Genomic DNA, 24349 nt, shown 5'->3' with positions numbered 1-24349 from the left:
GCAGTGGATGAATCGTAATGAACTACGCAAGGCCGACATCAACCTGATGGTGGTGTTCGAGACGTTGATGCTCGAACGTAACGTGACGCGGGTGGCGGAAAAGCTGTTTCTCGGCCAGCCAACCATCAGCGCTGCGCTCAACCGTCTGCGCACGATGTTCAATGATCCGCTGTTCATTCGCGTCGGCCATCGCATGGAGCCGACGGCTCGGGCCGAAGAAATCATCCAGCACCTGTCGCCCGCGCTGGATTCGCTGTCGGTGGCCTTGAGCCTGACCCACGATTTCGACCCGGCCAGCAGCACCATGACCTTTCGGATCGGGCTCTCGGACGATGTCGAATTCGGCCTGTTGCCCCCGTTACTGCGGGCCTTGCGCCAGGAAGCACCGAAGGTGGTGTTTGTGGTCCAGCATGTCGATTATTGGCGGATTCCCGACCTGTTGGCCTCCGGCGACATCACTGTCGGCATCAGCCAGACCCGCGGCTTGCCGGCCAACGCCAAGCGCAAATTGCTGCGGCATATCCAGCCGAGCCTTTTGCGCGCCGATGCTTCCGACACGCCGTTGACCCTCGATGAATATTGCTCACGCCCGCACGTGCTGGTTTCCCACACCGCCAACGTTAGTGGCTACGCCGATGAGTGGCTGGCGGAGATTGGCCGCAAGCGCCATGTCGTCCTTTCCGTGCCGCAATACAGCTCATTGCCAGCCCTGCTAGCGGGGACTGACCTGATCGCCAGCCTGCCGGACTACACCGCCAGCGCCATGGCGGCGTCCGGCCATTTGTTCCAGGAACCGTTCCCGTTCAAGACGCCAACCCTGGACTTGTCCATGGTCTGGCTCAGCCACGTCGACACCGACCCGGCCGAACGCTGGCTGCGTTCGCGCCTCGAAGCGTTCATGAGTGAACGCGGTCTGGCCGACATGCACAGCGCCGGTTCACTCTGACTGGCAGCGGCGCAACACTAAAAGTCCGCCGGAAGCCGGGCGGCTCTGTGATATATGTAGACCCTTTCTGCCAATCCTCAGGAGCATCGTCATGCCTCACCTGCACATGGAATACACCGCCAACCTGCCCGGGTTGAACGCCGATGTCGCGTTGATCCGGCTCAACAATACGTTGGTGGGTTCCGGTCAGTTTGCGGCGGAGCACGATATCAAGAGCCGTGCCCTGAAGGTCGAAACCTTCAAGGTCGGCACTGGCTTGGGCGAGCGGGCGTTCGTGCATGTGAAGCTGGCGTTGCTCAGCGGTCGCTCGCCGCAAATCAAGAAACAGCTGTCCGACAGCCTGTTGGCCGTGGTGCAGGATTTGTGTGAATGGCCGACGGATGTCGAAGTCCAGTTGTGCGTGGAAATCCTCGACATCGATCGTGAGTCCTACACCAAGACCGCCATCGGCTTCTGAGTTTCAGGCGGCTTGCTGCTCGGCGCAGACCTCTAGCACTTGCTCACGCAGCCAAGTGTTGGCGCTGTCCTGATCCACGGTTTGGCTCCATTGCATGTCGAGGGTGAAACCCGGCAGGCCGTTAGGCGCTTCGCAATGATTGAACACCGCTTCGTTGGCCAGCAGACGCTGGATACGCCGGGGCAGGGTCAGGATGAAATCAGTGCCGGTGATCATCTTCAGCGCCGCACTGTAGCTGTTCGAGCGTTTGACGATCTCGCGCTTTTGCGCCTGCCGCGCCAGCCAGCCATCGACCTTGTCGGTGGCGGCTGACCACGGTGTCGAGAACACGTGCTGGCGTTCGGTGAAGGCTTGCAGACTCAAGCGTGGTTCCAGTGGCGTGGCGCGTTTGTCGAAGACGCAGACCAGATCGTCCTCCAGCAACATCAGTGACCTGAAGTCGGTTTGACCCGGATGAGCATTCGGACCAAAACAGATCAGCAGGTCGAGGCTGCCATCGCGCAATTCATCGGCCGGGATATCGGTTTCGAATTTGTGCAGGTTGACCGCTACCGGCAGGTCGGCGAAATCGAAGCGCTTCAACAGGCGCGGCAGAATCAAGTGCTCGAAGTATTCCGGTGCGCAAATATTGAAGGTGACGGGCTGTGAAGTCGGGTCGAACGCCTGGCCGCTGGCGTGACAGAGGTTAATGCTTTCAAGAATCTTCAGCACATGGTTGTACATGATGCTGGCTTTGTGGGTGGGGCGCATTCCGGTGCGGGTGTTGATAAACAACTCGTCTTCAAAACTGGTGCGCAGTTTTTTCAGGCAGTAACTCACGGTGGACTGACTGACGAAGAGTGCCTCCGACACACCGGTGACGCTGCTTTGCTCATACACGGCGGTAAACACCATGAGGTCCTGCATATCGAGCTTTCTAAGCAAGTTACTGTTTAGCATCCGTTCTGTCTCGCTGTGCTCCTTGCGCTGACGATGCGCAAACGTGTGCGAACGATCGTAACGGAACGATGGTGCCAGGAGAATGGCCTGTAGGAGACTTCAGTGTCAGATGTGGGACACATCGTGTAGGTAACACGACCTGCTGGCAGAAAGCGATCAGCGCCAGACTGTCGCGATAATGACCCACCCGCCAAGTGCTGGGGTGATACGCCGAATTTGGCTTCGGTGGGTCATTCAATCTGAAGTTGTCTGTTAATAGTTCTTATTACAGCAGGCCGTCTTGTGCGCAGACGCTGACAATTTGTTCGCGAAACCAGTTATTCGCGCTGTCCTGCCCAGGCTTTTCGTTCCACAACATGTCCAGCGTAAAGTTGGGTAAACCGGTGGGCGGTTGGCAATGTGCGAATTTATCTTCGTTACTGATCAGCATCTGGATACGCCGAGGCAACGTCAGCACGAAATCGGTTCCGGGAATCATGTTCAGTGCCGCCACGTAACTGTTGGCCCGCGCCACTATCTGGCGGCTGTAAGCCCATTTGCTGAGCCAGCCATCCACCATGTTGGTGTCTGAAGTCCACGGGGTCGGGAAGATGTGCTGGCGCGCGACAAAGCTGTCCAGGCTGAATTCACCCTCCGCCGGGGCAGAGTTTTTATCAACGACACAGACAAGATCATCTTCCAGCAGAACTTGTGACTTTAAACTTTTGGAACTGCGATGGAAGTTGGGGCCGAAACAAATAACCAGATCGAAGCGGCCGTCGATAAGTTCTTCGATTGGAATGTCTCTGTGAAACTTCTGGATGTTCACAATGACCGGAAAACTACTGCCGATAAAACGCTTCAGCAAGTTTGGGAGTATCAGAAGCTCAAAGTACTCCGGTGCGCAGATATTAAACGTAATCTCTTTTTGCGTGGGGTCGAATGCGTGTAAGCCGGAATGGCATATGTTTATGCTTTTCAGGATTTTCAACACATGGCCATACATGGTGGTGGCCTTGTTAGTCGGCCACATGCCATTACGAGTGTTGATGAACAGCTCATCGTCGAAGCTCGTGCGCAGCTTTTTCAAGCAGTAACTGACGGTGGACTGGCTGACGCAAAGGGTTTCAGAGACCTCGGTGACGCTGCTTTGTTCGTATACGGCAACGAACACCATCAGATCCTGCATATCGAGTTTTCTGAGCAAATTACTATTAAGCATAAAATCCGTCTCGGTGAAAATCCATGCGCGTCACTATCTTTTATTTTTGTGACAAGGTTATTTATTTATATATTAGCGGAAGCAATTGGTTTTTTAAATAGTCTGTCGGACATTTCCTCAATATATTCTCGCTCACTTTAAGAGGCGTCCTGAACAGGGACAGGGAGGTCGAAGTGTTGGTACGTGTCACGGAAAGTCAGACACCGTTATGGGTGCAAGCCACTGAAGTTGTGAAGGAAAAATTTCGCAGTTCTTATAAGGCGACAGTAGAGCCCAGTCCGCAGTATTTTGCGGTAACTCTGGATAATGAGGAGCGCATTCTTTCTTGTGCCGGTATAACGTTTGCTGATCACCGCACACTCTTCTCTGAACAATATCTGTCGCAACCGATAGAAACGATACTCTCCGAGCGCTTTGAAAAGCCGATCGATCGGTCAACTATCGTTGAAATCGGTAGTTTGATTTCCCATCACCTGACGGCCGGAATGATCATGGTCAACATGATCCCGTTGTTGGCCTGGTGCATGGGCGGCCACTATCTACTGTGCACCGTCACACCCCGGGTCCGGGAAATGATGGAAAGCTGCCAGATCGATTTCGAACCGCTGCTGACCGCTGATCCAGAGCGCCTGGCCAATGATGGCGGGAAGAACTGGGGCTCTTATTACTCGAAAATGCCGGTCACCGGTTTTATCCGGGTGGACCCGAAACGTTCGCGATTCGCCGCCATGACCCTCGGTACATTGTTTACCCAATTGCCGACGGATCTGCCGGAGAGGGCGCAATCATGAGTGGCCGCTTTATTGCGGACCTGCGCCAGGCGCTACAGGCCAATCGCGAGAAAGTCTGTGCCGTCGATTGCGCCGCGTCCGGGCTGGAACACGCCACGGTCATGACCTTCGGCGAACTGGAGTCCCGGGCGCTGAACCTGGCGGCTGAATTGCAACGGCGTTTCGACACCCCGGCCCATGGCGACCACGTCGTGCTGGGGATTGCCACGCGCAACAGCAGCGACTGGCTGGTGGCTGATCTGGCGTGCCTGTTTGCCGGGATTACCGCACTGCCTTTGCCGCTGGCATTCAGCCAGGCCCAGGCCGAACATTTGGCCGAGCGCTGCGACGGATTCCTGGTGGATGCCGCCGGTGAGCGCACCCTGGCCGAACGCTGGATGCTCGATTTTCCCGAGAGCCGCTTGAGGCGCCTCAGCGAACCAGCTCTCGAGCAGCCATTACTGCGTGAGCCGGATGGCGTCAGCGACTGGATCTGCAAAATCATTCACACCTCGGGCACGACCAGCCGGCCTAAAGGCGTGCGCCTGAGCACGGCGGCAGTCGGCGCCGTGTTGAATTCCCTGCGTCAAGGAATGCCGGTCGATGCCCATCGCCGTTACCTGTCGCTGGTGCCGTTGAGCCTGTTGCTGGAACAAGTCACCGCCGCGTACTTGCCGCTGCTGGCCGGCGGGACTGTGTACTTTCTGCCTGAGGGCGAACCACTGCTCGGCGAACCGGGCACTTCGCCGCAACGGTTGATCGCGTGGATTCTGCGAGTCGAACCGACGGCCCTGACCGTCCCGCCAGTGATGCTCAATCGCTTCTACGAGCAACTGGCCCAAGGCGATGCGCAAAGCGATCAGCTGTCTCGATATCTGCATTCGGGCGTGCATATCACTTGCGGCGGCGCGGCGGTCAGCATCGACATCCTCAACGCCCTCGCCGAGGACGGCATCCCGGTGTTCCAGGGTTACGGGCTGTCCGAAAACGCCTCGGTGGTCAGCATGAACACCGCGCAGCACCAGCGTCTGGGTAGCGTCGGCAAACCCTTGCCGCATGTGCAGGTGCGCATCGGCGCCGACCAGACCATCGAGGTCAAGAGCAGTTCGCTGTTCAGCGGTTACTCGGGCAAGGACCCGAGCGCCTGTTCGATGTCCGATGATGGCTGGATGGACACCGGCGATCTGGGCGAACTGGATGCCGACGGCTATCTCTACGTCCGTGGCCGCAAGAAGAATGTGATCTGCCTGCCGAATGGCCGCAACGTCAGCCCGGAGCAAGTCGAGCTGGAATACCGCGAGTTTCCCGGCGTGCGCGATGCCGCCGTATTCTTCGATGAGACCCACGGCCTGGTGGCGCTGCTCTGTGTCGAGTCGGTGCCGGACCGCGCCGAGTTGGCTTCCTGGTCAACCCGACGCTTTTCCGACATCGAGCGCCCGAGCCGTCTCTGGTTGCTGACCAAGGACGACCCACTGCTGGAACAACTCTATACCGTCACCGGCCGCCCGAAACGCGCCGATATCGCCACTGTTTTCGCCGACCTGCAAGGGAATGCTGCTGATGAACACGCCTGCCTATCGCTGTGAAAGTTCTGACATCTCAATTATCGAAGCCCACCATTTCGCCAGTCTGGGCAAGTCCGAGCTGTACGAATTGCTCGGGCACTACGGTGTCGTGTTGCTGCGCAACTGCATCCACAACCCTGAGGATTTCAGCAGCTATGTGCGGCAAAACAGTTCGCGCCTGAGCCTCGATCCTGCGCGGATCATGGTCGGTGGCGCGGCGCAGTTGGTGGACGCGGGCCGTCAGGAAATCGGCCTGCATTGTGAGAACGGCAACTCGCCGTTCTGGCCGGACATCACCTGGTTCTATTGCCAGGAAGCGCCGCGCAAAGGTTCGCAAACCACCCTGTGCGACGGTGAAAAAGTCCTGGCGAAACTGTCTCCGGCCTGCCGCACCTTCTTCGAGCAAAACCCGATTCGCTACAGCCGCACCGTGGCCGGCGACAAATGGCGTCGGCTGGTTTGTCACTATTCATCGACGCTGTCGGACCCGGCGGCGGTCAGCATCAACGACTTGATGCAGATCGTCGGCAATGACCCGCAGACCGTGATCACCTTCAACCCTGATGACGATTCGATCCACTACGCCTTCAGCACGTCGGCGATCCTGGTCTCCGAATTCAGCCAGCGCCCGGCCTTCGCCAACAGCATCCTCGGGCCGTCCTTCAACTACGAAGTGCCGGTGATCGACACCGTATCCGGGCAGCCGATTCCTGCGGAGTTCCTGGCAGAAATCGCCACGGTATCTGCGCAATACACCTACCCGGTCGGCTGGCGCGACCACGACATGGTGATGATCGACAACCGTCGGGTGATGCATGGCCGCGAAGCCATCGTTGACGAGCGTCGTCGGATTTTCAACGCCTTGAGCTACCGCTGAGACCTACTTATGAAAACCAATAACAAACAGATCATTTCGGGTCAGTACGAGACGTACACCGATGGCGACGGCCGCCAGATCGTCGACCTGTCCGGCGGCTTCGGCTTTCAGGTGCCGTCGGTGATTGCCGCGGTCAGTCAGCAGGCCGACCGCATGGGCCTGTCCAATCGCGTGTTGATGTCCGAGCCGTTGATCGCGTTCTGCCGGCGTTTGGCCGAGTTGCTGCCGGCGCCGCTGGTCAGCTCGTATATCTGCAGCTCAGGCGATGAAGCGTTCGAAGGGGCCTTGAAACTGTGCAAGGGTCTCAAGCCCAAGGGCAACACCATCGTGTTTGTTCAGGGCGGCGACTACGGCTCCCTGAGTTACGGACGTTGCCTCGGCGCGCCGCAGGAATATCTGGAGATCCAGCGTTTCCTCGGCTTCGATTTGGTGGCGGTCAGTGAACCTCGCGACCTTGCCAAGGTGAACTGGGACGATTGCTTTGCCGTGTGCCACACCAGCACCGTGATTGATGCAGACGGTCGCCTGCGCCTGATCGACCAGACGCTGCTCGATCAGCTCTATGACTCGGCGGCCAAGGTCTCGGCGCCGGTCATTGCGGTCGATGTGCAAAGTTGCCTGGGTAGCCTGGGCACGCTGTTTGGTTTCCAGCGCTACCACAACACGCCGGACATCGTGGTGTTGGGCGGCGCGTTGGGCGGCAGCGCGATTCCCATCGGCACGTATACCTGCAGCGAACAAATGGCCTATCAGGTTTATGGTCGCAGCAGCCCGGCCAAACATGGCAGCACCACCGCCGGCAACCCGATGGCGTGCATCGCCGCCATGGCGGCACTCGATTATGTGTTGGCTCACGACTCGGCCAAACAGTCCTTCAACAACGGCCAGATTCTCGCGCAAACGCTCTTCGCCTTCGGTGCGGTGGCGTGTGGCGGTTGGGTCAGCCTGCCGCTGGCCAGTGACGTCAATCCGGGCCGTTTATGCGAAGAACTTTATCAGCGTGGCGTCTATGTCAGCCCGCCCCGTGGCCGCGAGTTGATTCTGCGTTGCCCGGTCACCGCGCGTGCCGAATATATCCAGCGTGCCGCCACTATCATCAAGGAGACTTTCAGCCATGTCCTTAACCATGCCGCATGAACAACTGCTGGATGATTGCCAGCGGCATTGGAGTGCTTCGGCGACCAAGCTGTATCGCATGGGCAAGACCAGCGTCGAGCAGGAAACCGATGGCATCTATGTCACGGACCATACCGGCAAGCGCTTTATTGACTGTGCCTGCAGTTACGGCGTGTTTATCGTCGGCCATCGCAACCCGTCGGTGCGTGAGGCCGTGCAGACCCAGTTGCACCAGATGGCCTGGGTCCCTGAAGGTCGCGTGCACCCGGTGCAAGAACAACTGACCGAACGGTTGCGCGATCTGGTGCCGGGTGAGTGGGGCGATGTGCAGTACATGGTCTCGGGCGCCGAAGCCATCGAGCAGAGCATGCGTTATGTGCTCAAGGTGCAGAAGCACCGGCGCGGGATCGTGGTCATGAGCGATTCCTACCACGGCAAAACCTTGGCGGCGATGAGCATCCTCGGCCAGCAACAGCACCATCGCAGTTACGGCACCGCCGCTTCGGAAGTGACCTACGTGCCGTACGGCGATTTCGCCGCGTTGCAGAAAGCGGTGGGCGAGGGCGTGTGCGCGGTGTATGTCGAGCCGATCCTCGGTGGCGCACATTTGCAGGTGCCGCCGGTGGGCTACATGGCGAACATCCGCGCCCTGTGCGATGCCACCGATACGTTGCTGATCGCCGACGAAATCCAGACCGGTTTCGGCCGCTGCGGCAAATGGTTCGCCGTGCAGTACGACGACATCGTGCCGGACATCATGATCCTCTCCAAAGGCCTGACCGGCGGATACACCTCGTTTGCCTGCGCGATGTACAGCCAGCGCCTGAGCACGCAATACCCGTTGCGCGAGATCGAGCCGGACCAGCGTACCAACGGCGGGCATCCGGTCGGCTGCGCCTCGGCGCTGGCCGCGATCGACTTCATCGACAAGCACAACCTGGTTGAGGCGTCGCGGATCAATGGCGGCTTGCTGCGTCATGGTCTGCAACGGCTGGCCCAGCGTTATCCGCAAATTGTTGAAGACGTGCCTGGTGTCGGCCTGATGACTGGCCTGCGCTTGCGCGGCTCGGTCTACGAAGCGCTGATGAGCATGGAGTTGGGCAAGCGTGGCGTGCACGCCGGGCATTCGATGAATGAAAAAGCCGAGCACCCGGTGCTGCGTTTTTACCCGCCGCTGAACATAACCCCCGAAGCCCTGCGGCATGTTCTGACCATGACCGAAGAAGCCCTGGAAGCCATCGCCCGTCGGCCGAAACTCGCGGTCAAGGCGTTTTCCCTGGTGGTCCGCAACATGTACCACATCCCCAACAAGCTGCTACGCAGCAAAGCGGAGCGCTGATGAGCATTTTCAATCCGGACACCCTGACCCTGCGCGAAATGGCCGGCCTGCTGCGACGTGGCGTGCTGACCAGCGTAAGCCTGCTGGAGTTCTATCTGCAACGGATTGCCGAGCGTAACCCGCAGATCAATGCGCTGATCCAACTGGAGTCCGCCGACGAATTGCGTCGGCAGGCCCGGGAGGCTGATGAGATGGCGCGCATCGGCAATATTCGTGGCCCGTTGCACGGCATCCCGATGACCATCAAGGACGTCTGCCATGTGCGCGGTTTCCGCATGTCCCGTGGGCTGGAGGAGTTGCTCGGCGAAGCCAGCCAACAGGACGCCACGGTGGTGGCGCGGTTGCGCGAAGCCGGCGCAATTATCCTAGGCATCACCAACGTGCCCGAGCTGTGCATGGCGTTCGAAACCGACAATCTGTTGTATGGCCGCACGCTCAATCCGTGTGACCCGCAGCGCTCCGCCGGTGGCAGCAGCGGTGGTGAAGCGGCGGCCATCGCGGCCGGTTGCTCGCCGGCCGGGCTGGCTTCGGATGCGTGCGGCAGTGTGCGGATTCCGGCGCACTTTAACGGCATCTGCGGCCTCAAGTTGACCCAGGGTCGCGTGCCATTGACCGGGCAGTTTCCCAACGACCGTTCGGGGCTGTTCCACCTGACCTCGGCGTTTGGCGTGATGGGGCGTTATGTCGACGACCTGGCACTGCTCGGGCAATTGATCAGCGGCGCCGATGGGCATGACCCGGACACTGTCGACGTGCCGTTCAATGACAGCAAACCCTTGTCTGAACTGCGTGTCGCATTGTCCTGGGAGTCGGCGCGGACCGAAGTCAGCCCGGCGGTGAAGCAGGTTTTGCAACAGGTCGAAGCGTGCCTGGGCAGTGTGGTCGCGGACGTTACTTCGACCACGCCACCGATGCTCGATGACGCCAGCGATGTGTTGTGGAGGGTGTTCATCACCGGCGCGGATGCCGGGCGTAGCTGGAAGAAACTGTTTGCGTCGATGAACAAACAGACCTACACGCCAGCCACCTCGGAACTGATTCGCTTGAGCGAAGAGGTTGAGCTGAGCGTTGATGAGATGAAGCGCGACTGGATCATGATCGACACGTTTCGCTATCAACTGGCGAAATTCTTCAATCAGCACGACCTGTTCATCTGCCCGGTGTTCCCGGACGTGGCGTTCGCCCATGGCGAGTCGCTGCTGGACCGCGATCGCTACGCCTTTGTGTTCCCGTTCAGCCTGTCCGGTTCGCCGGCGGTGGTCATCCGCGCCGGGCACGACCCGGTCAGCGGCATGCCGATCGGCATCCAGATCATCGGCCCGCACTGGCAAGAAGAACGACTGCTGGCCGTAGCCAACTTCCTTGAGCGGGAAATGACCCGCTGGAGCCCGGTGATCCCAGTCACACAGTGATCTCAATGTGGGAGCGGGCTTGTTCGCGAAGGGGCCATGTCAGTCACATTCATATCGACTAGCACACCGCCATCGCGAGCAAGCTCGCTCCCACAGGAGGTCGAAGTTGAATCAAATATCGAGTTCACCCAGGACCAAATGTGGGAGCGAGCCTGCTCGCGAAGACGTCGTGTCAGCCACTATCAATGTTGAATGTGAAACCGCCTTCGCGAGCAGGCTCACTCCCACAGGGATTGGTGTCTTTCACACATTTCGCAAGCGCCGCTGATCCCCTGTGGGAGCGAGCTTGCTCGCGAAGAGGCCAGCCGATCCAACATCAAATCATGCGATCAAACCCGAGCCCGAATCTGCCGCCCCAACACATCCATCACATCACACCCATCACGCAACAACATCACCGCCGCTTGCGCCAGTTGCTGCACATCAGCACCCATGGCCTGGGTGATATCCAGACATCTGCGTCCCCGCCAGAAACCGCGTCGCGGCATTGCTGTGCAACACCTCCAACGGCGCTTGCGTGGCCACCAGCAACACCGGAATGTCGCACTCATTGTTGGTCATCAGCATATGCAGATTCATACCTCACCTCCCGCTTGCGCCGCGTGCATTCCGTCGATGGACGCCTGAAGCAACGAACTTGCGGTGCCGAGCATTTGTTTGCTGGCCCAGCGTAACGTCGCGATGTGTTCCGGGCGGGTGGCATTGGGGGCTTGATGGGCGAGGGCTTCGGCGCAGCTGAGGTAGACCGAGGCGTGTTCCAGGGCGTCGAGCAGCGGAATGCCGGGTTGTACGGCGAAGAGGTGATGATCGACGTGATCGCAGGGGGCGAAGGGGGTGGATTTTGTGGTTGCGTTTGTCATTCTTGTAGCTCCGTGAGTTTCAAAGGAGCTGCCACGAATCGCCGTCAAACGAATGGGTGGCAACTGTGCGCAGGTTGACGGACCGGTCTCACGAACCCGGCGCACCCGAAGATGCCCCACGCACAGTCGCCATAAGCAATGAACGGGCACGGAGGTGCTCGAGCAAAGAAAGGCTATGCGCGTCGTGAATACAGCCGAGCCGTCAAACCCGATCACGAATGAGTCGTGACAGGCGCGAGGATAGGGAGAGAGGGCAGGGCAGTCAACCGACGCAGGACCAGAAATGGCTGGTTTGCGCGTAGTCATATTCAGCTACTGCACTATTTGCAGCCCCTTTTTTGGATGGGCTTTGCTCGCCAATTCATACTGTCAGAAAGTATTTATATTTTACAATTCGAAATATATACGCTTTCTTTATGTATGATTGATATTGGTTGTTTTTATTCTAGTCCTCGATGATGTTGTCTACTTCTATTGCTGAAAATCCGGTATAGAAAGATATTCTTGTTATGTAGTCATTGTTGCTGAACTCCAGTCGTGTCGGAGATGTGGCATTGATATTTATCGGTGCCAAGTTGTTTTTAGTGGTGTGTATCTGCACTTTGCATTGATTTGCTGCGTCGGCGGCATATGTAAAAGACACTTTTAGGCATGGGGTGTAAAAGCCTATTTCAAGTGATTTGCTTGTGCCATTAGTGGTGCCGATTCTTAGTATGTGCTCCTTAAAATCTCCAATTGTCGGTCTGGTTGATTTGCGTATCGAAGACCCACCGACGTGATTCTCAATGATCATAGAAGGTAAATTTATACCTCCCCCTCCAGCTGAGAAGTTTTGAGCATTGATGTCATCAAAATCTGTACCTTTTAAAACACTGAAGCGCTGAGGGGGGGATACGGGCCTATCGCCGTAATTTCCTCTGGCCGTTAAGTTATAGGTGCCTAAATTTACCAGCATCGAAGGAAGCTCCCAGTCACCGCTAATATTGGCCTTTGCCGTACTCATAGGTTGGCCATCTCGCAAAATATCGACGTATTGTTCTGGCTCTGCTTTACCGCTGATTGTGAGGTTAGGAGCGGTTGTGGTGCCACCATCTGGGATCTCGTAATTCCTGCGATTACGAACCGAGAGAATGCTAGGTTTAGCGAGCGTCACGACGCTAAAGGTTCTCACTTCGGACTCTTGCCCTGCACCGTACAACGCTCGGGCCTTGATGCTGTAAGTGGTGTTGATGCTTAACCCGGTCAGGGTCGTATTCCAGTCACCACTGTCGGTAACGGTGATAACTTCCCCGATGGCGGTGGCACCGTCGTACAACTGCAGCGTCATTTTGGCGCTGGCTTTGCCGCTCAGTGTGACGCTGGTTTCGACGGTGGTGCCAGGGTTATCGAGTTCGCCTTTGGAGTCCCGGACCGAGGTGATGGTCGGGGCAACCACGGCCACCACCGTCAAGAGCCGCACATTTGAGTAGGTAGGGGCGCTGTGATACTTCGATTGCGCAGCGAAGCGATGTGCGCCTGCCACGACGGGGATGTTCAGTGTCCAGATCCCGGTGGTGGCATTCGCCGTTGCGGTTCCTTTGGACACTGCGCTTGAATCGAAGCCGTCGAAAACTTCAACCGTCTGACCCCGGCTGGCGGTGCCGGTCAGGGTGACGGTGGTTTCGACAGTAGTGGTATTGTCGGGAATCTCCACGCCACTCGGCGAACCCTTCACGGAGGTGAGGGTGGGCACCACAACGGCGGTTACGGTCAAGGTCCGCGCCGCTGACGTGGCGCCGCTGCCATACAAGGCTTTTGCGGTAAAACTGTGCGCCGCCACGGTCAACGACGACACCGTCAGGGTCCAGATGCCGGTGGTTGCATTGGCCGTGGCTTCCCCTTTGGAGGTGGTCCCGTCGAGGATCTGCACCTTCTGACCTTTGCTGGCGGTGCCGGTGAGGATGACGCTGGTTTCGACGGTGGTGCCGTCATTGGGAATCTCGACGTTGCTTGGTGAACCTTTGACCGAGGTGATGGTAGGCGCGCTCGACGCCGTTACGGTCAAGTTACGTACGTTGGAATAGATTGGAGTGCTGTGATATTTCGACTGCGCATACAAGCGGTGTGCGCCTTGTCCTACGGGGATGTTTCGGAGTTCCCAAACCCCTGTGGTGGCATTAGCCGTCACGGTTCCTTTGGAAACCGCGCTTGAACCGGAACCGTCAAAAATTTCGACTTGTTGACCTTTGCTGGCGGTACCGGTCAGGGTAACGGTGGTTTCGACAGTAGTGGTATTGTCGGGAATCTCGACCCCGCTGGGCGAGCCTTTCACCGAGGTGATGGTGGGCGTGACCACGGCGGTGACGGTCAACATCCGCGCCGCCGAAGTGGCGCCGCTGCCATACAAGGCTTTCGCAGTAAAACTGTGCGCCGCCACGGTCAACGACGACACCGTCAGGGTCCAGATGCCGGTGGTTGCATTGGCCGTGGCTTCCCCTTTGGAGGTGGTCCCGTCGAGGATCTGCACCTTCTGACTTTTGCTGGCGGTGCCGGTGAGGATGACGCTGGTTTCGACGGTGGTGCCGTCATTGGGAATTTCGACGTTGCTTGGTGAACCTTTCACCGAGGTAATGATTGGGTTCTCCAACGCAACAGCCTTGACCGTATAAGTCCGCACCGGAAACTTCACCGCCGTCGTTTCATTCGCCACCCCATCAAAATTCACCGCCGCCAACACCCTGATCTGCGAACCATCCGCCAACTGCTCCAGAAACGCCCGCGTCACGACACTGCTCTGATCACCCACCGAGCCAATGGGCAGCCCTTGGTAGATGGGCAACGTGACCGGGGCGCCACTGCTGTTGGTACCTTCGCACGACTGCCAAAGCGATTGTCCAAGTGCAATCCCGCGCCAAGCCTTGAGCTGAGCGGTGGTATTGCCAGTGAAACTGCTCAGATCCAGCGTAGAGGTAATGTTTCCGGGGGGAGCAGTGGGGGTCGTTAACCGAGGGTCGCCATCGATCATCCGGTTCACGTTCAGCCGCAAGGCTGCTGACTCTCCGGCTCTCACCCCGCCGCGAATCAGTTCCCAGGTCAGTTCGATAACACTGTTCTGGCGCACCGCCAGATACGTCTGGTTGAGGTTGAAATCCGATTGCCCTGCGATGATGTCCTGCGTGGGAAACGGCACGGCGCCCGGTGCGGGGTTGAGTTCTTTCAGTCGGGCCTGGTCACCGGGGTTGCCGGCAAACGTTACCTGCACGGTCACGCCCAAATCGTACTCCAGCACGTTAATCGGGTTGGTTGCCGGAGACTTTAGCGTCGGTGGGTCCAAGGCGATCGAATCTTCGCCCTTCACATGCGCTTCGGCTTTGTCCGACTTGCCTACGACGGTGCCGCCTCTGAGCAGTGAATAGGTCGCCACGACGTCATCGTTTGCCACCACTTTGTCGTTCGGGATGTACATGATGCACGGTTTGAATCCGCCGAAGCCGTCTTCTTCAATGGTACCGGTGAACGGCTGGTTAGTGCCGGATGGTGTCGCGGTATAGCGCCCCTCAACGGTGTCACCTGGCTTGAATTTGGGCGCCGAGGGCACCACCACTGCCAGCAGTGGGTTGCCCGCGAGTTTTCCGCGATTGATGATCGCAGGGTTATCGCCACTTTCGGACTGCACCTCACGCAGGATCGGCTTAGCGAAAAAGTGCAGGTCCTTGTCCACCTCCGCCAAGAGCGTTTTCGACTCGCGCCGTTTGTCTGTGGGGTTGTTCAATTGGCTGATGACGGTGTAGGAAATCTCAAAATTCGCGCTGTTGCCGGCCAACTCGAACATCGCTCGGGTGAGGGGGATGACCACGGGGCTGCCAGCCTCGCGGGGCTGCACTATGTAGGTAAAGCGTTCGCTTTGAAGCTTGTAATGAATAACATCGTAGTCATACATGAACGGGTAGAACACGGTCAGGGGAACGCCAGCGTCCATCTCATCCTTGCCGATCATGGCGGGGTCGCCCAGTTCTGCGGGCAGGCTGATGTCCAGATAGGGGTGATCGTCGTCGCCGGGTACGCTGTTGCCACCGGGCAAGTGGGATCGGTAGAGCAGGTACAACGGGGTCGAGTCGCCCACATTGCCGGTGGGACGACGGACTTTGTATTCCAGCTTGTTGTTGCTGCCATCCCGCAACGTCGATTCAAACAGATAGAACGAGGTGGTTTTGTCTCGATCGTCGTCCGGTATTTGCTCCTCTTCCAACGGATTACCATTGAGCACGAGGCCGATGGAAATGGGGTCGTTGCCGGTGCCTTCACGAGCCGGTGGGGGCACCAGGACGGTTACCGCGTTAGCCAGCACACCCAGTTTCTGATTGAACACCATTCTGAACAGCGACAGCGGCAACCCCCGCACCGGTTGCGGCACCAGCGGGTCGGGAATCACGTCCTCGGTGGCTCCGAGGATTATGGGCGGGTAGTTGAGCTGGATGTCAGCGTTCGGTTGATCAGTGGCCATGGTGCACCTGCAGATTCGGTGGGGGCATGGCTTATGAAATACCGAAGGTGACGGGGCGGCTACTGTCAGAAATTACAGGTGGGTGGGGGTTTAGGACGAATGGTAGGTGCGGCTGATGGGGGCGGATTTATGGATCTGTCGCTGTTTGAAAATCTTGAGTCGAACTCAAAACCTGTGGGAGCGGGCTTGCTCGCGAAGGGGTCGTGTCAGTCACATTGATGTTGACTGACACTGCGCCATCGCGAGCAAGCTCGCTCCCACAGGGGATCGAAGATGATGCAAATATCGAGTGCACCCGGGACCCAATGTGGGAGCGAGCCTGCTCGCGAAAGCGGTGTGTCAGGCAACATCAATGTGGCTGAAACGGCCATTCGCGAGCAGGCTCACTCCCACAGGGATTGGTGTCTTTCACACCTTTAGCAAACACCGTGTGCGCCAGTTGCTGCACATCCGCGCCCTTGGCCTGGGTGATATCCAGACATCTGCGTCCCCGCCAGAAACCGCGTCGCGGCATTGCTATGCAACACCTCCAACGGCGCTTGCGTAGCCACCAGCAACACCGGAATGTCGTACTTGTTGTTGGTCATCGGCATGTGCGCATTCATGCCTCGCCTCCCGCTTGCGCCGCGTGCATGCCGTCGATGGACGCCTGAAGCAGCGAACTTGCAGTGCCGAGCATTTGTTTGCTCGCCCAGCGTAACGTCGCGATGTGTTCCGGGCGGGTGGCGTGAGGGGCTTGATGGGCGAGGGCTTCGGCGCAACTGAGGTAGACCGAGGCGTGTTCCAGGGCGTCGAGGAGGGGAATGCCGGGTTGTACGGCGAAGAGGTGATGGTCGATGTGATCGCAGGGGGCGAAGGGGGTGGATTTTGTGGTTGGGTTGATCATGTGCATCTCCTGAAAAATGGAGTCGCCACGTCATCGCCGTCAAACGAATCAGGTGGCAACTGTACGCAGGTTGACGGACCGGTCCAGGAACCCGGCGCACTCGAAAGTGCCCCACGCACAGCTGCCATAGCGCTGCACAAGGTCCTGGTAAACGCCGAGCCGTCAAACCCGATCACGAATGAGTCGTGACAGGCGGGAGGATAGGGAGTGAGGGCAGGGCAGTCAACCGGGGCAAGGCCTGAAAAGGCTGGTTCGCGTGTAGGTATATTCCGGCATCAGATCTCATTGTCGGAGCACCCAAAGGCGACGATCTTTTAATCTGTCGTCTAAAAAATACGATCAAACGATCGCAGCTTTCGTTTGTTCGTAAAGGGGCTGCGGATACGCCCCTGTCCGGTTTTTCATTCAGTAGGCTTTGATGCCATAGGCTAATGCCGTCCCTGCATCCCAGCGGCCGATTGCCTGGCCGTCGCCGGGGATATGGACAACATAGTGATCCGTCCTGCCACTCACTTGCTCTGATGACCAGTAAAAGTCCGCGCCCATAGGCCAGCGGCTTTCATACTGCGCGAGTACTTGGCGTATTTCAGCAATGCTCGGCAAGCGACCTCCTGAGCCATTCGCGGAGTTGTTGGCGGCTCCCCATTGGGCACGTCCCAAACCATAGCACTGCATCACACCCGTTACCGTCACGATATAAGCTTTGGATTGTCCGGTGTCGTCTTGTGCACTGATTGTTGTCTGCCCGTTTTTTCGTACCGTTACCAGCCCGTCGGTATTTACAACTGCAATGGCAGAATTACTGGAGATATACGTGTAAGGCGCTGTGCCTCCGCTGGCACGGTGATGAACTGTAGTTCCCGCACCAAATACAGGCAAAATATTTGGGTTCCCGGGGAGGATGTAGCACCTGCCGCTCAGGGTCACTGGTGACGTATTGAAAATAAAGGGTGGGGCTACCTTGACTTGGTAAGTCCGCAGCGGAAACTTCACCGCCGTCGTTTCATTCGCCACCCCATCAAAATTCACCGCCGCCAACACCCTGATCTGCGAACCATCCGCCAACTGCTCCAGAAACGCCCGCGTCACCACACCGCTCTGATCACCCACCGAGCCGATGGGCACGCCCCGATAGAGGGGCAGCGTGACTGGCGCGCCACTGCTGTTGGTACCTTCGCACGACTGCCAAAGCGATTGTCCAAGTGCAATCCCGCGCCAAGCCTTGAGCTGAGCGGTGGTATTGCCAGTGAAACTGCTCAAATCCAGCGTAGAGGTAATGTTTCCGGGGGGAGCAGTGGGGGTTGTTAACCGAGGGTCGCCATCGATCATCCGGTTCACGCTCAACCGCAACGCCGCCGACTCTCCGGCCGGCATCCCGCCGCGAATCAATTCCCAGGTCAGCTCAATAACACTGTTCTGGCGGGCTGCCAGATTCGCTTGGCTGAGGGTGAAATCGGACCGCCCGCCGACGATGTCCTGCACCGGAAACGGCCCGGCGCCCGGCGCGGGGTTGAGCTCTTTCAGTCGGGCCTGGTCACCGGGATTGCCGGCAAACGTCACACGCACGGTCACGCCCAAATCGTACTCCAGCACGTTAATCGGATTGGATGCTGGAGGCATTAAGGTCGGTGGGTTCAAGGGAATGGCGGTTGTGGAATCGATTACCAGCGCGTCGGCGACACTCGACCGGCCTACTTTCACGCCGGCTCTGAACAGGGAATACTCGGCCTTCACGTTGTCGTTGAGCACAACCCTGTCGTTCGGGATCTCCATCACGCAGGGATCGAGTCGGTTAAAACTGTCTTTGCCGATGGTGCCGCTGAACGGCACGCTCACCCCGGACGGGCTCCCGGTGTAGAGGCCTTCAACCCGGTCGCCCGCCTCGAATTTCGGCGCCTCGGGCATCACCACTACCGACAACGGCCCACCCTCGAGCAGTTTGCGATCAACCTTCGTGGGGTCGTCTGAACCGTCGGCCAGGTCTTCGCGGAAGAACGGCAGCGGCACCGTCACCACGTCCATGTCCACGTCTGCCGTGATGATGGCCGACCAGCGAAACTTATCCGTCGCGTTGTTCAGTTGATCGACGATGGTGTAGGAAAACGGAAACGCCGGATGACTGCCCCCGGCCTGCTCGAACATCTCGCGGGTGAGGGTGACTTCGTACGTGCAATCCGGCCCAGGGGGTGGCAGCGCGATGTCGAAGCGAGGGCGCCGCATTTCCACAGTGCCCTTGTCGTACTTTTTGCAAAACGGGTAGGTGATTCTGAGTTTCACCCCTTGATCGATGTCGTCCTTGCCGATGAATGCCGGGTTGCCCAGTTCGGGCGGCAGGCTGATTTGAAGGTAAGGGTGGTCGTCGTTGCCGGGGACGTCATTGCCGCCGGGCAAATGGGCGCTGTAGAGCACCCAGAGTGGTATCGAGTCGCCGACATTGCCACCGTAGCGATGGACTTTGTATTCCACTTTGTTGTTGCTGCCATCCCGTAACGATGCCTGGAACAGGTCGAACTCCGTGCGATCATCTCGCTCGGCGTCTGGGATGGGCCGGTTTTCCAGTGAATCACCGTTGAGTATGAGTTCGATGGAGATTTTGTCAGCACCGGTGCCATCGCGCGGGGGTGGGGCGACTGCGACTTTCACGGCGCCCGCCAGTACGCCTTGTTCATTGAGCACCAACCTGAACATGTACAACGGCAACCCCACCACCGGCTCGCCCGGCGGCACCGCCGGGTCAGGGAACACCGGCTGGGTGGCGCCGAGGATCATGGGCGGATAGTTGACCAGGATTTCAGCGTTCGGTTGTTCAGTGGCCATGGTGCACCTGTGGGTTCGGTGGGGGCATGGCTTATGAAATACCGACCGCGTTGGGGCGGCTACTGTCAGAAATAACAGGTGAGGGGTGGTTTAGGACGAGTGGTAGGCGGTGGGTTAGTCGATGTCAATATTGACTGATCTGCCGCCTTCGCGAGCAAGCTTCGCTCCTACAGAGGACTGGTGCCGAACATAGATTCTGCGTCCGCCGAAGGTCCTCCTGTGGGAGCGGGCTGGATATCAGGCTGTAACCGCTTTCACATTCCGGCTGCTGATCACCAGCGCCAACATCCCGACCCCCACCAACACCGCCCCGCACACTTCGATCAACGCCGGTTGCTGGCGCAGCCAGAACCAGTGGAACAGCGTGACAAACAACGTATTCAGATAGACATACGAAATCACCGTCGAAGGCGAGATCACCCCGATCGCCCGGTGCAGCAACCAGAACGTCGCCAGAGTGCCAAACAGCGCCAGGTACACCAGCCACAACATATCGCTGACCGCCAGTTGCGCACCGCTGCGCCAGCCGCCGCTGAACAGGCAGAACACCAGCAGAAACAACGAACCAAACAGCATGTTCCAGAAGGTCATTGCCACCGGGTCACGACCCTTCAAGGTCTTGGCCTTGAAGCGCTGGCTCAGGGGCGAGTACAGCGCCATCGCCAGGCAACCAATCCCGAACACCACGACCGGATACAGCGCCGGCAATTCTCCTGGCGCCGACCCTTTGAGGATCAGCAACACCGCGCCGACCGCCGCAATCAGCATAGGCAACAGGCGAGTTTTCAAACTCGGGCTCGGCAACAGGAACACTTCAAAGAACAGCGTCATCAGCGGCACCAGCGTGTACAGCGTCGCGGTGTTGACCGCCGTGGTGTAGCGCAGCGCTTCGAACAGCGAACCAAAATACGTCGCCAGCAACAGCCCGAGCACCGCATGCGCGAGCAAGCCTTTGACCGATATCGGCGAGTGGTTTTTCAACAGCAGCAGCGGCAGGAACATCAAGGCTGAAAACAACAGGCGCAGGCCGGTCAACAGGATCGGATCAATCGCCTGGCTGACCTCCGCCGCTGCAAAAAAAGACGCGGCGATCAGCATCGCCCAGATCAACATGCCCCAATGAGCTGCTGCAAAACCGACTTGTTTCATGAGTGCTCCCCAGCGTTTAAGTGCAAGACGCCAATGATAGGTAGGCCGGCCTGCGGGCACGGGCGAGTTTTTAAATACATGACTGCAATAACCTGCAGAGATCCTTTCAAGGAAACGGCTGATCAGCCAGGAGGCAGGCCTTGAAAGGACCGTCGAGGCTTATTGGATGTGTTGCGCGTAACGTTTCGGGTTGAAGCGCAGCACCATCACAATCATCACCGCCATCACTGCGGTGAGCGACCACCAGGCCCATTCGAAGCTGCCCAACTGGTCGCGGATCATCCCGGCGATCAGCGGCGAGAGCCCGGCGATCAGGTAGCCGATGCCCTGCACGAAAGCGGTCAACCCGCCGGCACGGCGAGGGTTATCCAGGTGATCGAGGGACACGATCAGGCTCATCGGGAACAGACCGCCAATGCCCAAGCCCAGCAAGCACGGCCACAGCAGGCTGAAGCGTTCCGGGCTGAGGATCAGGCCGCAGAAACCGGCCATGATCAACGCCAGCAGCACCGCCAGCACCAGGCGTTTGTCCTGGCTGCGATTGGCTATTGCCGGAGTGACCAGACCGGAGATCACTTCCATGGCCGTCAGAAACCCGAGCAGCAAACCGGCGTTCTGTTCGCTCCAGCCTTTCTCCACGTAGTACGGCGCGAGCCAGGCGAGTACGCAGGTGTAGGACGCCGTGCCCAAACCAAAGAAAATCGCCAACAACCAGGCTCGCGAGTTACCGACAAACGATTCCTGGCGACCTTGCGGTGCAGCGGGTAGTTGCGGGATGGCTGAGCGTTGGGCAAACCAGAAACCCAGGGCCAGCAACGCGAGCAGCGCCCAGATCGCCAGGCCCATGCGCCAGCTGCCGGTCTGCGCCAGCACGAACGGCGAGAACGAAGCTGCGATAGCCGCGCCGCCCATGATCGAAGTGACATACAAACCCATGAACAGCGAGACGTTGTCGCTGAAGCGCGACTTGATCAGCGCCGGCATCACCGCTTGAATGAGGGCGATCCCGACCCCGGCCAGTACCGCGCTGAGGATCAATTCAAGGGTGCTGTCCAGGTACAGCCGCGAGACCGTGGCCACGCCGATGATCACCAGCGACAGGACGATGGTGCGGTGTTCGCCGAAGCGCTGCGCGACGCGCATGCCGAGGAACATCGCCAGGCCCATGGCCATGACGGGCAGCATGGTCAGCAGCGAAGCGGTACTGAAACTCAGCGGGATATCCCCGCGAATCGCTGACAGCAAGGGGCCGACGGCGGCCATGGACGGGCGCAGATTCAGTGCGACGAGAATGATGCTGGCGATCAACCAGAGGGCAGGGCGGGTAGTTGCGCGAACGTTTTCCATAAGCAAGCCTTCAAGAACAAGGTCTTGATTAGGCGCGAGGGGCCGGGCAGCGGCAAATCAGAAAGTCTGGGGCGGTATCTAGAAATTAAATAAACTGCCATCAACCGGGCTTTAATCCGGAACGCGACCTGTAGCAGCTGCCGAGGTACGAGGCTGCGTTCGGCTGCGAAGCAGTCGTCCGACCTGAGCAAACGTTTTTCCTGAAACACCGAGTCACCTGATTTCACGACTGCTTCGCAGCCGAACGCAGGCTTCGCCAGCTGCTACAAGTCACTTTGCAGTCGGCCGGGTGAATGTTTAGCCAGTTCGCAACCAAGGTTCTTCAATTCCCGATTTAACGACCCATCTCGCCATGTGACGCTGCTGCTCATCAGTTTTCTGCGGTTTCTTCTATGGACGGTTGGCCAGTCGCATTCCACCACCAAGCATCCAGCCTCGGTCGTCGATTCCTGCCTGCCACCGCGCCAACCCTCTCAGCACTTCCCTCCGAACTGGCCTTTTGGGCGCTGTGGCATTGCCGCCACGCGCGCCCGCCGGATTCCTGCGTTTCCCGTTGATTGTTCCTACAGGTCCCGCGCCATGCGGCGGGATCAAACCGGCAACGCCTGCGCGTCTGCCTGACACGGAAAAACGAGAATTCCCATGAGTTGTGCCACGACCTCCTTCGCGACCAAGCAAGAAGCCCTGACCTTTCTGGAACAGAACCCGGATATCGAGATGTTCGAGTTGTTCATCCTCGACAACAACGGCGTGCCCCGGGGCAAGTTGCTGCATCGCGATGAACTGTTGGCGGTGTATGAGAGCGGCCGGCCCTTGCCGAGCACCATTCTCGGCCTGACGATCAATGGCGATGACGTGGAAAATTCCGGTCTGGTGTGGGACGTCGGCGATATCGATTGCCGCGCCTATCCCGTCAGCGGCAGTTTGCAGCGCATGCCGTGGCGTTTGATTCCCACGGCGGCGGTGCAGGTCAGCATGCATCCCAAAGAAGGCCTGCCGGCGACGATTGCCGATCCACGTCACCTGCTGGCGAAGGTCATCGAGGGCTTGCAGGCCGACGGTTATTACCCGGTGATGGCGGCGGAGCTGGAGTTCTACTTGCTGGATCAACAACGCGACAGCAACGGTCGGCCACAACCGGCCCGGGACGTCGATGGCGGGCGGCCACGGGCCACGCAAGTCTACGGTTTGCGTGAACTGGAGCAGATCGAACCGTTCCTCGCCGACCTCTACAGCGCCTGCAAACTCCAGGGCATTCCGGCGCGCACGGCGATTTCCGAATACGCGCCGGGCCAGGTGGAAATAACCCTCGAACACCGCACCGATGCCTTGCAGGCCATGGACGAAGCGGTGCGCTACAAACGCTTGGTCAAAGGCGTGGCTCACAAGCACGGGATGGCGGCGTGCTTTATGGCCAAACCTTTCGATGACTTGGCCGGCACCGGGATGCACATGCACGTCAGCCTGGCGGACAAGGACGGCAACAACCTGTTCGCCAGCGAAGCGCCGGACGGCACGCCGCTGCTCCGGCACGCGGTGGGCGGCATGCTCAGCACCTTGCTCGATTCGTTGCTGCTGTTCTGCCCGAACGCCAACTCGTATCGCCGTTTCCAGACCAACAGCTACGCGCCACTGGCCGCCACCTGGGGCGTGGACAATCGCACCGTAAGCCTGCGGGTTCCCGGCGGGCCGGCGTTCTCCCGGCACATCGAACACCGCATCTGCGGGGCCGACGCCAATCCTTATCTGGCAGCGGCGGCGATCCTGGCCGGCATTCACCGTGGCATTCGCGAACAACTCGACCCGGGTGCGCCGGTAGAAGGCAACGGTTACGCGCAGGCCACCGAACTGCTGCCCACCGACTGGCTGACCACGTTGCGCGCGCTGGAAGGTTCGAGTTGGGCGCGGGAAGCGTTCGGCGGTGAGTTCCTCGGCGTTTACCTGGCGGTGAAGCGTGCCGAATATCGGCAGTTCATGGGCGAGGTCGGGGAGCAGGATTGGCGCTGGTACCTGAACCAGGCCTGACAGTTTCTCAAATACATTAAAAGTTTTACGTCTATGTCGGGAGCCAACTAATCGTTGGCTTCTTTTTCACGAAAAATTGATGGTTGGCTGCTTAAAGTTTGTGCTGTCGCGGAAAATGAAATTTTCACATTTGCCGGCGGCACTTCTTTTCAGGAACAGT

General features: G+C 58.7%; 19 protein-coding genes. 9 read left to right on the top strand and 10 right to left on the bottom strand.

Annotated features, from left to right (window positions below; genetic code table 11):
* Positions 1-7 precede the first annotated feature (7 nt).
* Positions 8-946: a LysR substrate-binding domain-containing protein gene (locus NK667_RS20225; protein ID WP_054615859.1), complete on the top strand. Its 939-nt coding sequence runs from the start codon at positions 8-10 to the stop codon at positions 944-946.
* A 91-nt stretch (positions 947-1037) separates the two neighbouring features.
* Positions 1038-1403 carry a 5-carboxymethyl-2-hydroxymuconate Delta-isomerase gene (locus NK667_RS20220; RefSeq protein WP_054046682.1) on the top strand — a complete coding sequence of 122 codons (366 nt, stop codon included), beginning with the start codon at positions 1038-1040 and terminating at the stop codon, positions 1401-1403.
* Between the two features lie 3 nt (positions 1404-1406).
* Here NK667_RS20220 and NK667_RS20215 read toward each other — a convergent pair whose 3' ends face one another.
* Complete coding sequence (locus NK667_RS20215) at positions 1407-2342, bottom strand: LysR family transcriptional regulator (protein ID WP_054615858.1); 936 nt, start codon at positions 2340-2342, stop codon at positions 1407-1409.
* A 265-nt stretch (positions 2343-2607) separates the two neighbouring features.
* Positions 2608-3543 (bottom strand): LysR family transcriptional regulator, encoded by a 936-nt coding sequence (locus NK667_RS20210; RefSeq protein ID WP_054046678.1) that lies wholly within the window; start codon positions 3541-3543, stop codon positions 2608-2610.
* A gap of 173 nt (positions 3544-3716) precedes the next feature.
* On the opposite strand from NK667_RS20210, the gene NK667_RS20205 reads away from it, so the two are divergent.
* Genes NK667_RS20205 through NK667_RS20180 form a run of 6 tightly spaced genes read left to right on the top strand, consistent with a single transcriptional unit; the run spans position 3717 to position 10622 of the window.
* Positions 3717-4334 (top strand): thermostable hemolysin, encoded by a 618-nt coding sequence (locus NK667_RS20205; RefSeq protein WP_054046676.1) that lies wholly within the window; start codon positions 3717-3719, stop codon positions 4332-4334.
* A complete protein-coding gene (locus NK667_RS20200) occupies positions 4331-5899 on the top strand; it encodes an AMP-binding protein (protein WP_054615857.1) in 1569 nt (522 codons plus the stop codon). Before NK667_RS20205 ends, NK667_RS20200 begins: the two co-directional genes overlap by 4 nt.
* Entirely contained in the window at positions 5874-6755 is an 882-nt protein-coding gene (locus NK667_RS20195) for a TauD/TfdA family dioxygenase (RefSeq protein ID WP_054615856.1), read from the top strand. The genes NK667_RS20200 and NK667_RS20195 overlap by 26 nt, the downstream gene beginning before the upstream one ends.
* Positions 6756-6764: 9 nt before the next feature.
* The gene (locus NK667_RS20190) at positions 6765-7892 is read left to right on the top strand and encodes an aminotransferase class III-fold pyridoxal phosphate-dependent enzyme (protein WP_054615855.1); all 1128 of its coding nucleotides are present in this window, start codon (positions 6765-6767) and stop codon (positions 7890-7892) included.
* Positions 7870-9210 (top strand): aspartate aminotransferase family protein, encoded by a 1341-nt coding sequence (locus NK667_RS20185; protein WP_054615854.1) that lies wholly within the window; start codon positions 7870-7872, stop codon positions 9208-9210. The genes NK667_RS20190 and NK667_RS20185 overlap by 23 nt, the downstream gene beginning before the upstream one ends.
* A complete protein-coding gene (locus NK667_RS20180) occupies positions 9210-10622 on the top strand; it encodes an amidase (RefSeq protein WP_177331446.1) in 1413 nt (470 codons plus the stop codon). The genes NK667_RS20185 and NK667_RS20180 overlap by 1 nt, the downstream gene beginning before the upstream one ends.
* Positions 10623-11045: 423 nt before the next feature.
* Here the strand turns inward: NK667_RS20180 and NK667_RS20175 are convergent, their stop codons facing one another.
* From NK667_RS20175 to NK667_RS20140, 8 genes are all read right to left on the bottom strand, one after another.
* Positions 11046-11201, bottom strand: coding sequence for a hypothetical protein (locus NK667_RS20175; RefSeq protein WP_236708611.1), 156 nt, complete (start codon positions 11199-11201; stop codon positions 11046-11048).
* The gene (locus NK667_RS20170; RefSeq protein WP_054615853.1) at positions 11198-11482 is read right to left on the bottom strand and encodes a DUF3077 domain-containing protein; all 285 of its coding nucleotides are present in this window, start codon (positions 11480-11482) and stop codon (positions 11198-11200) included. The genes NK667_RS20175 and NK667_RS20170 overlap by 4 nt, the downstream gene beginning before the upstream one ends.
* 445 nt (positions 11483-11927) lie before the next feature.
* A complete protein-coding gene (locus NK667_RS20165; RefSeq protein ID WP_054615852.1) occupies positions 11928-15965 on the bottom strand; it encodes an Ig-like domain-containing protein in 4038 nt (1345 codons plus the stop codon).
* Between the two features lie 416 nt (positions 15966-16381).
* Positions 16382-16570, bottom strand: coding sequence for a hypothetical protein (locus tag NK667_RS20160; protein WP_152981011.1), 189 nt, complete (start codon positions 16568-16570; stop codon positions 16382-16384).
* Positions 16567-16851 (bottom strand): DUF3077 domain-containing protein, encoded by a 285-nt coding sequence (locus tag NK667_RS20155; RefSeq protein ID WP_054615851.1) that lies wholly within the window; start codon positions 16849-16851, stop codon positions 16567-16569. Before NK667_RS20155 ends, NK667_RS20160 begins: the two co-directional genes overlap by 4 nt.
* 405 nt (positions 16852-17256) lie before the next feature.
* The gene (locus tag NK667_RS20150) at positions 17257-19668 is read right to left on the bottom strand and encodes an Ig-like domain-containing protein (protein ID WP_054615850.1); all 2412 of its coding nucleotides are present in this window, start codon (positions 19666-19668) and stop codon (positions 17257-17259) included.
* 237 nt (positions 19669-19905) lie between these two features.
* A complete protein-coding gene (locus NK667_RS20145; protein ID WP_054615849.1) occupies positions 19906-20817 on the bottom strand; it encodes a DMT family transporter in 912 nt (303 codons plus the stop codon).
* A 159-nt stretch (positions 20818-20976) separates the two neighbouring features.
* Entirely contained in the window at positions 20977-22164 is a 1188-nt protein-coding gene (locus NK667_RS20140; RefSeq protein WP_054615848.1) for a cyanate transporter, read from the bottom strand.
* A gap of 642 nt (positions 22165-22806) precedes the next feature.
* Between NK667_RS20140 and NK667_RS20135 the strand changes: the two genes are divergently transcribed.
* On the top strand, positions 22807-24189 hold the full coding sequence (locus NK667_RS20135) for a glutamine synthetase family protein (protein WP_054615847.1): 1383 nt from the start codon (positions 22807-22809) through the stop codon (positions 24187-24189).
* The last annotated feature ends 160 nt before the right edge of the window (positions 24190-24349 follow it).

It is taken from the genome of Pseudomonas nunensis (genome assembly GCF_024296925.1).
Classification (GTDB): domain Bacteria; phylum Pseudomonadota; class Gammaproteobacteria; order Pseudomonadales; family Pseudomonadaceae; genus Aquipseudomonas; species Aquipseudomonas nunensis.
This window is presented reverse-complemented; position numbering and strand designations above follow the sequence as displayed.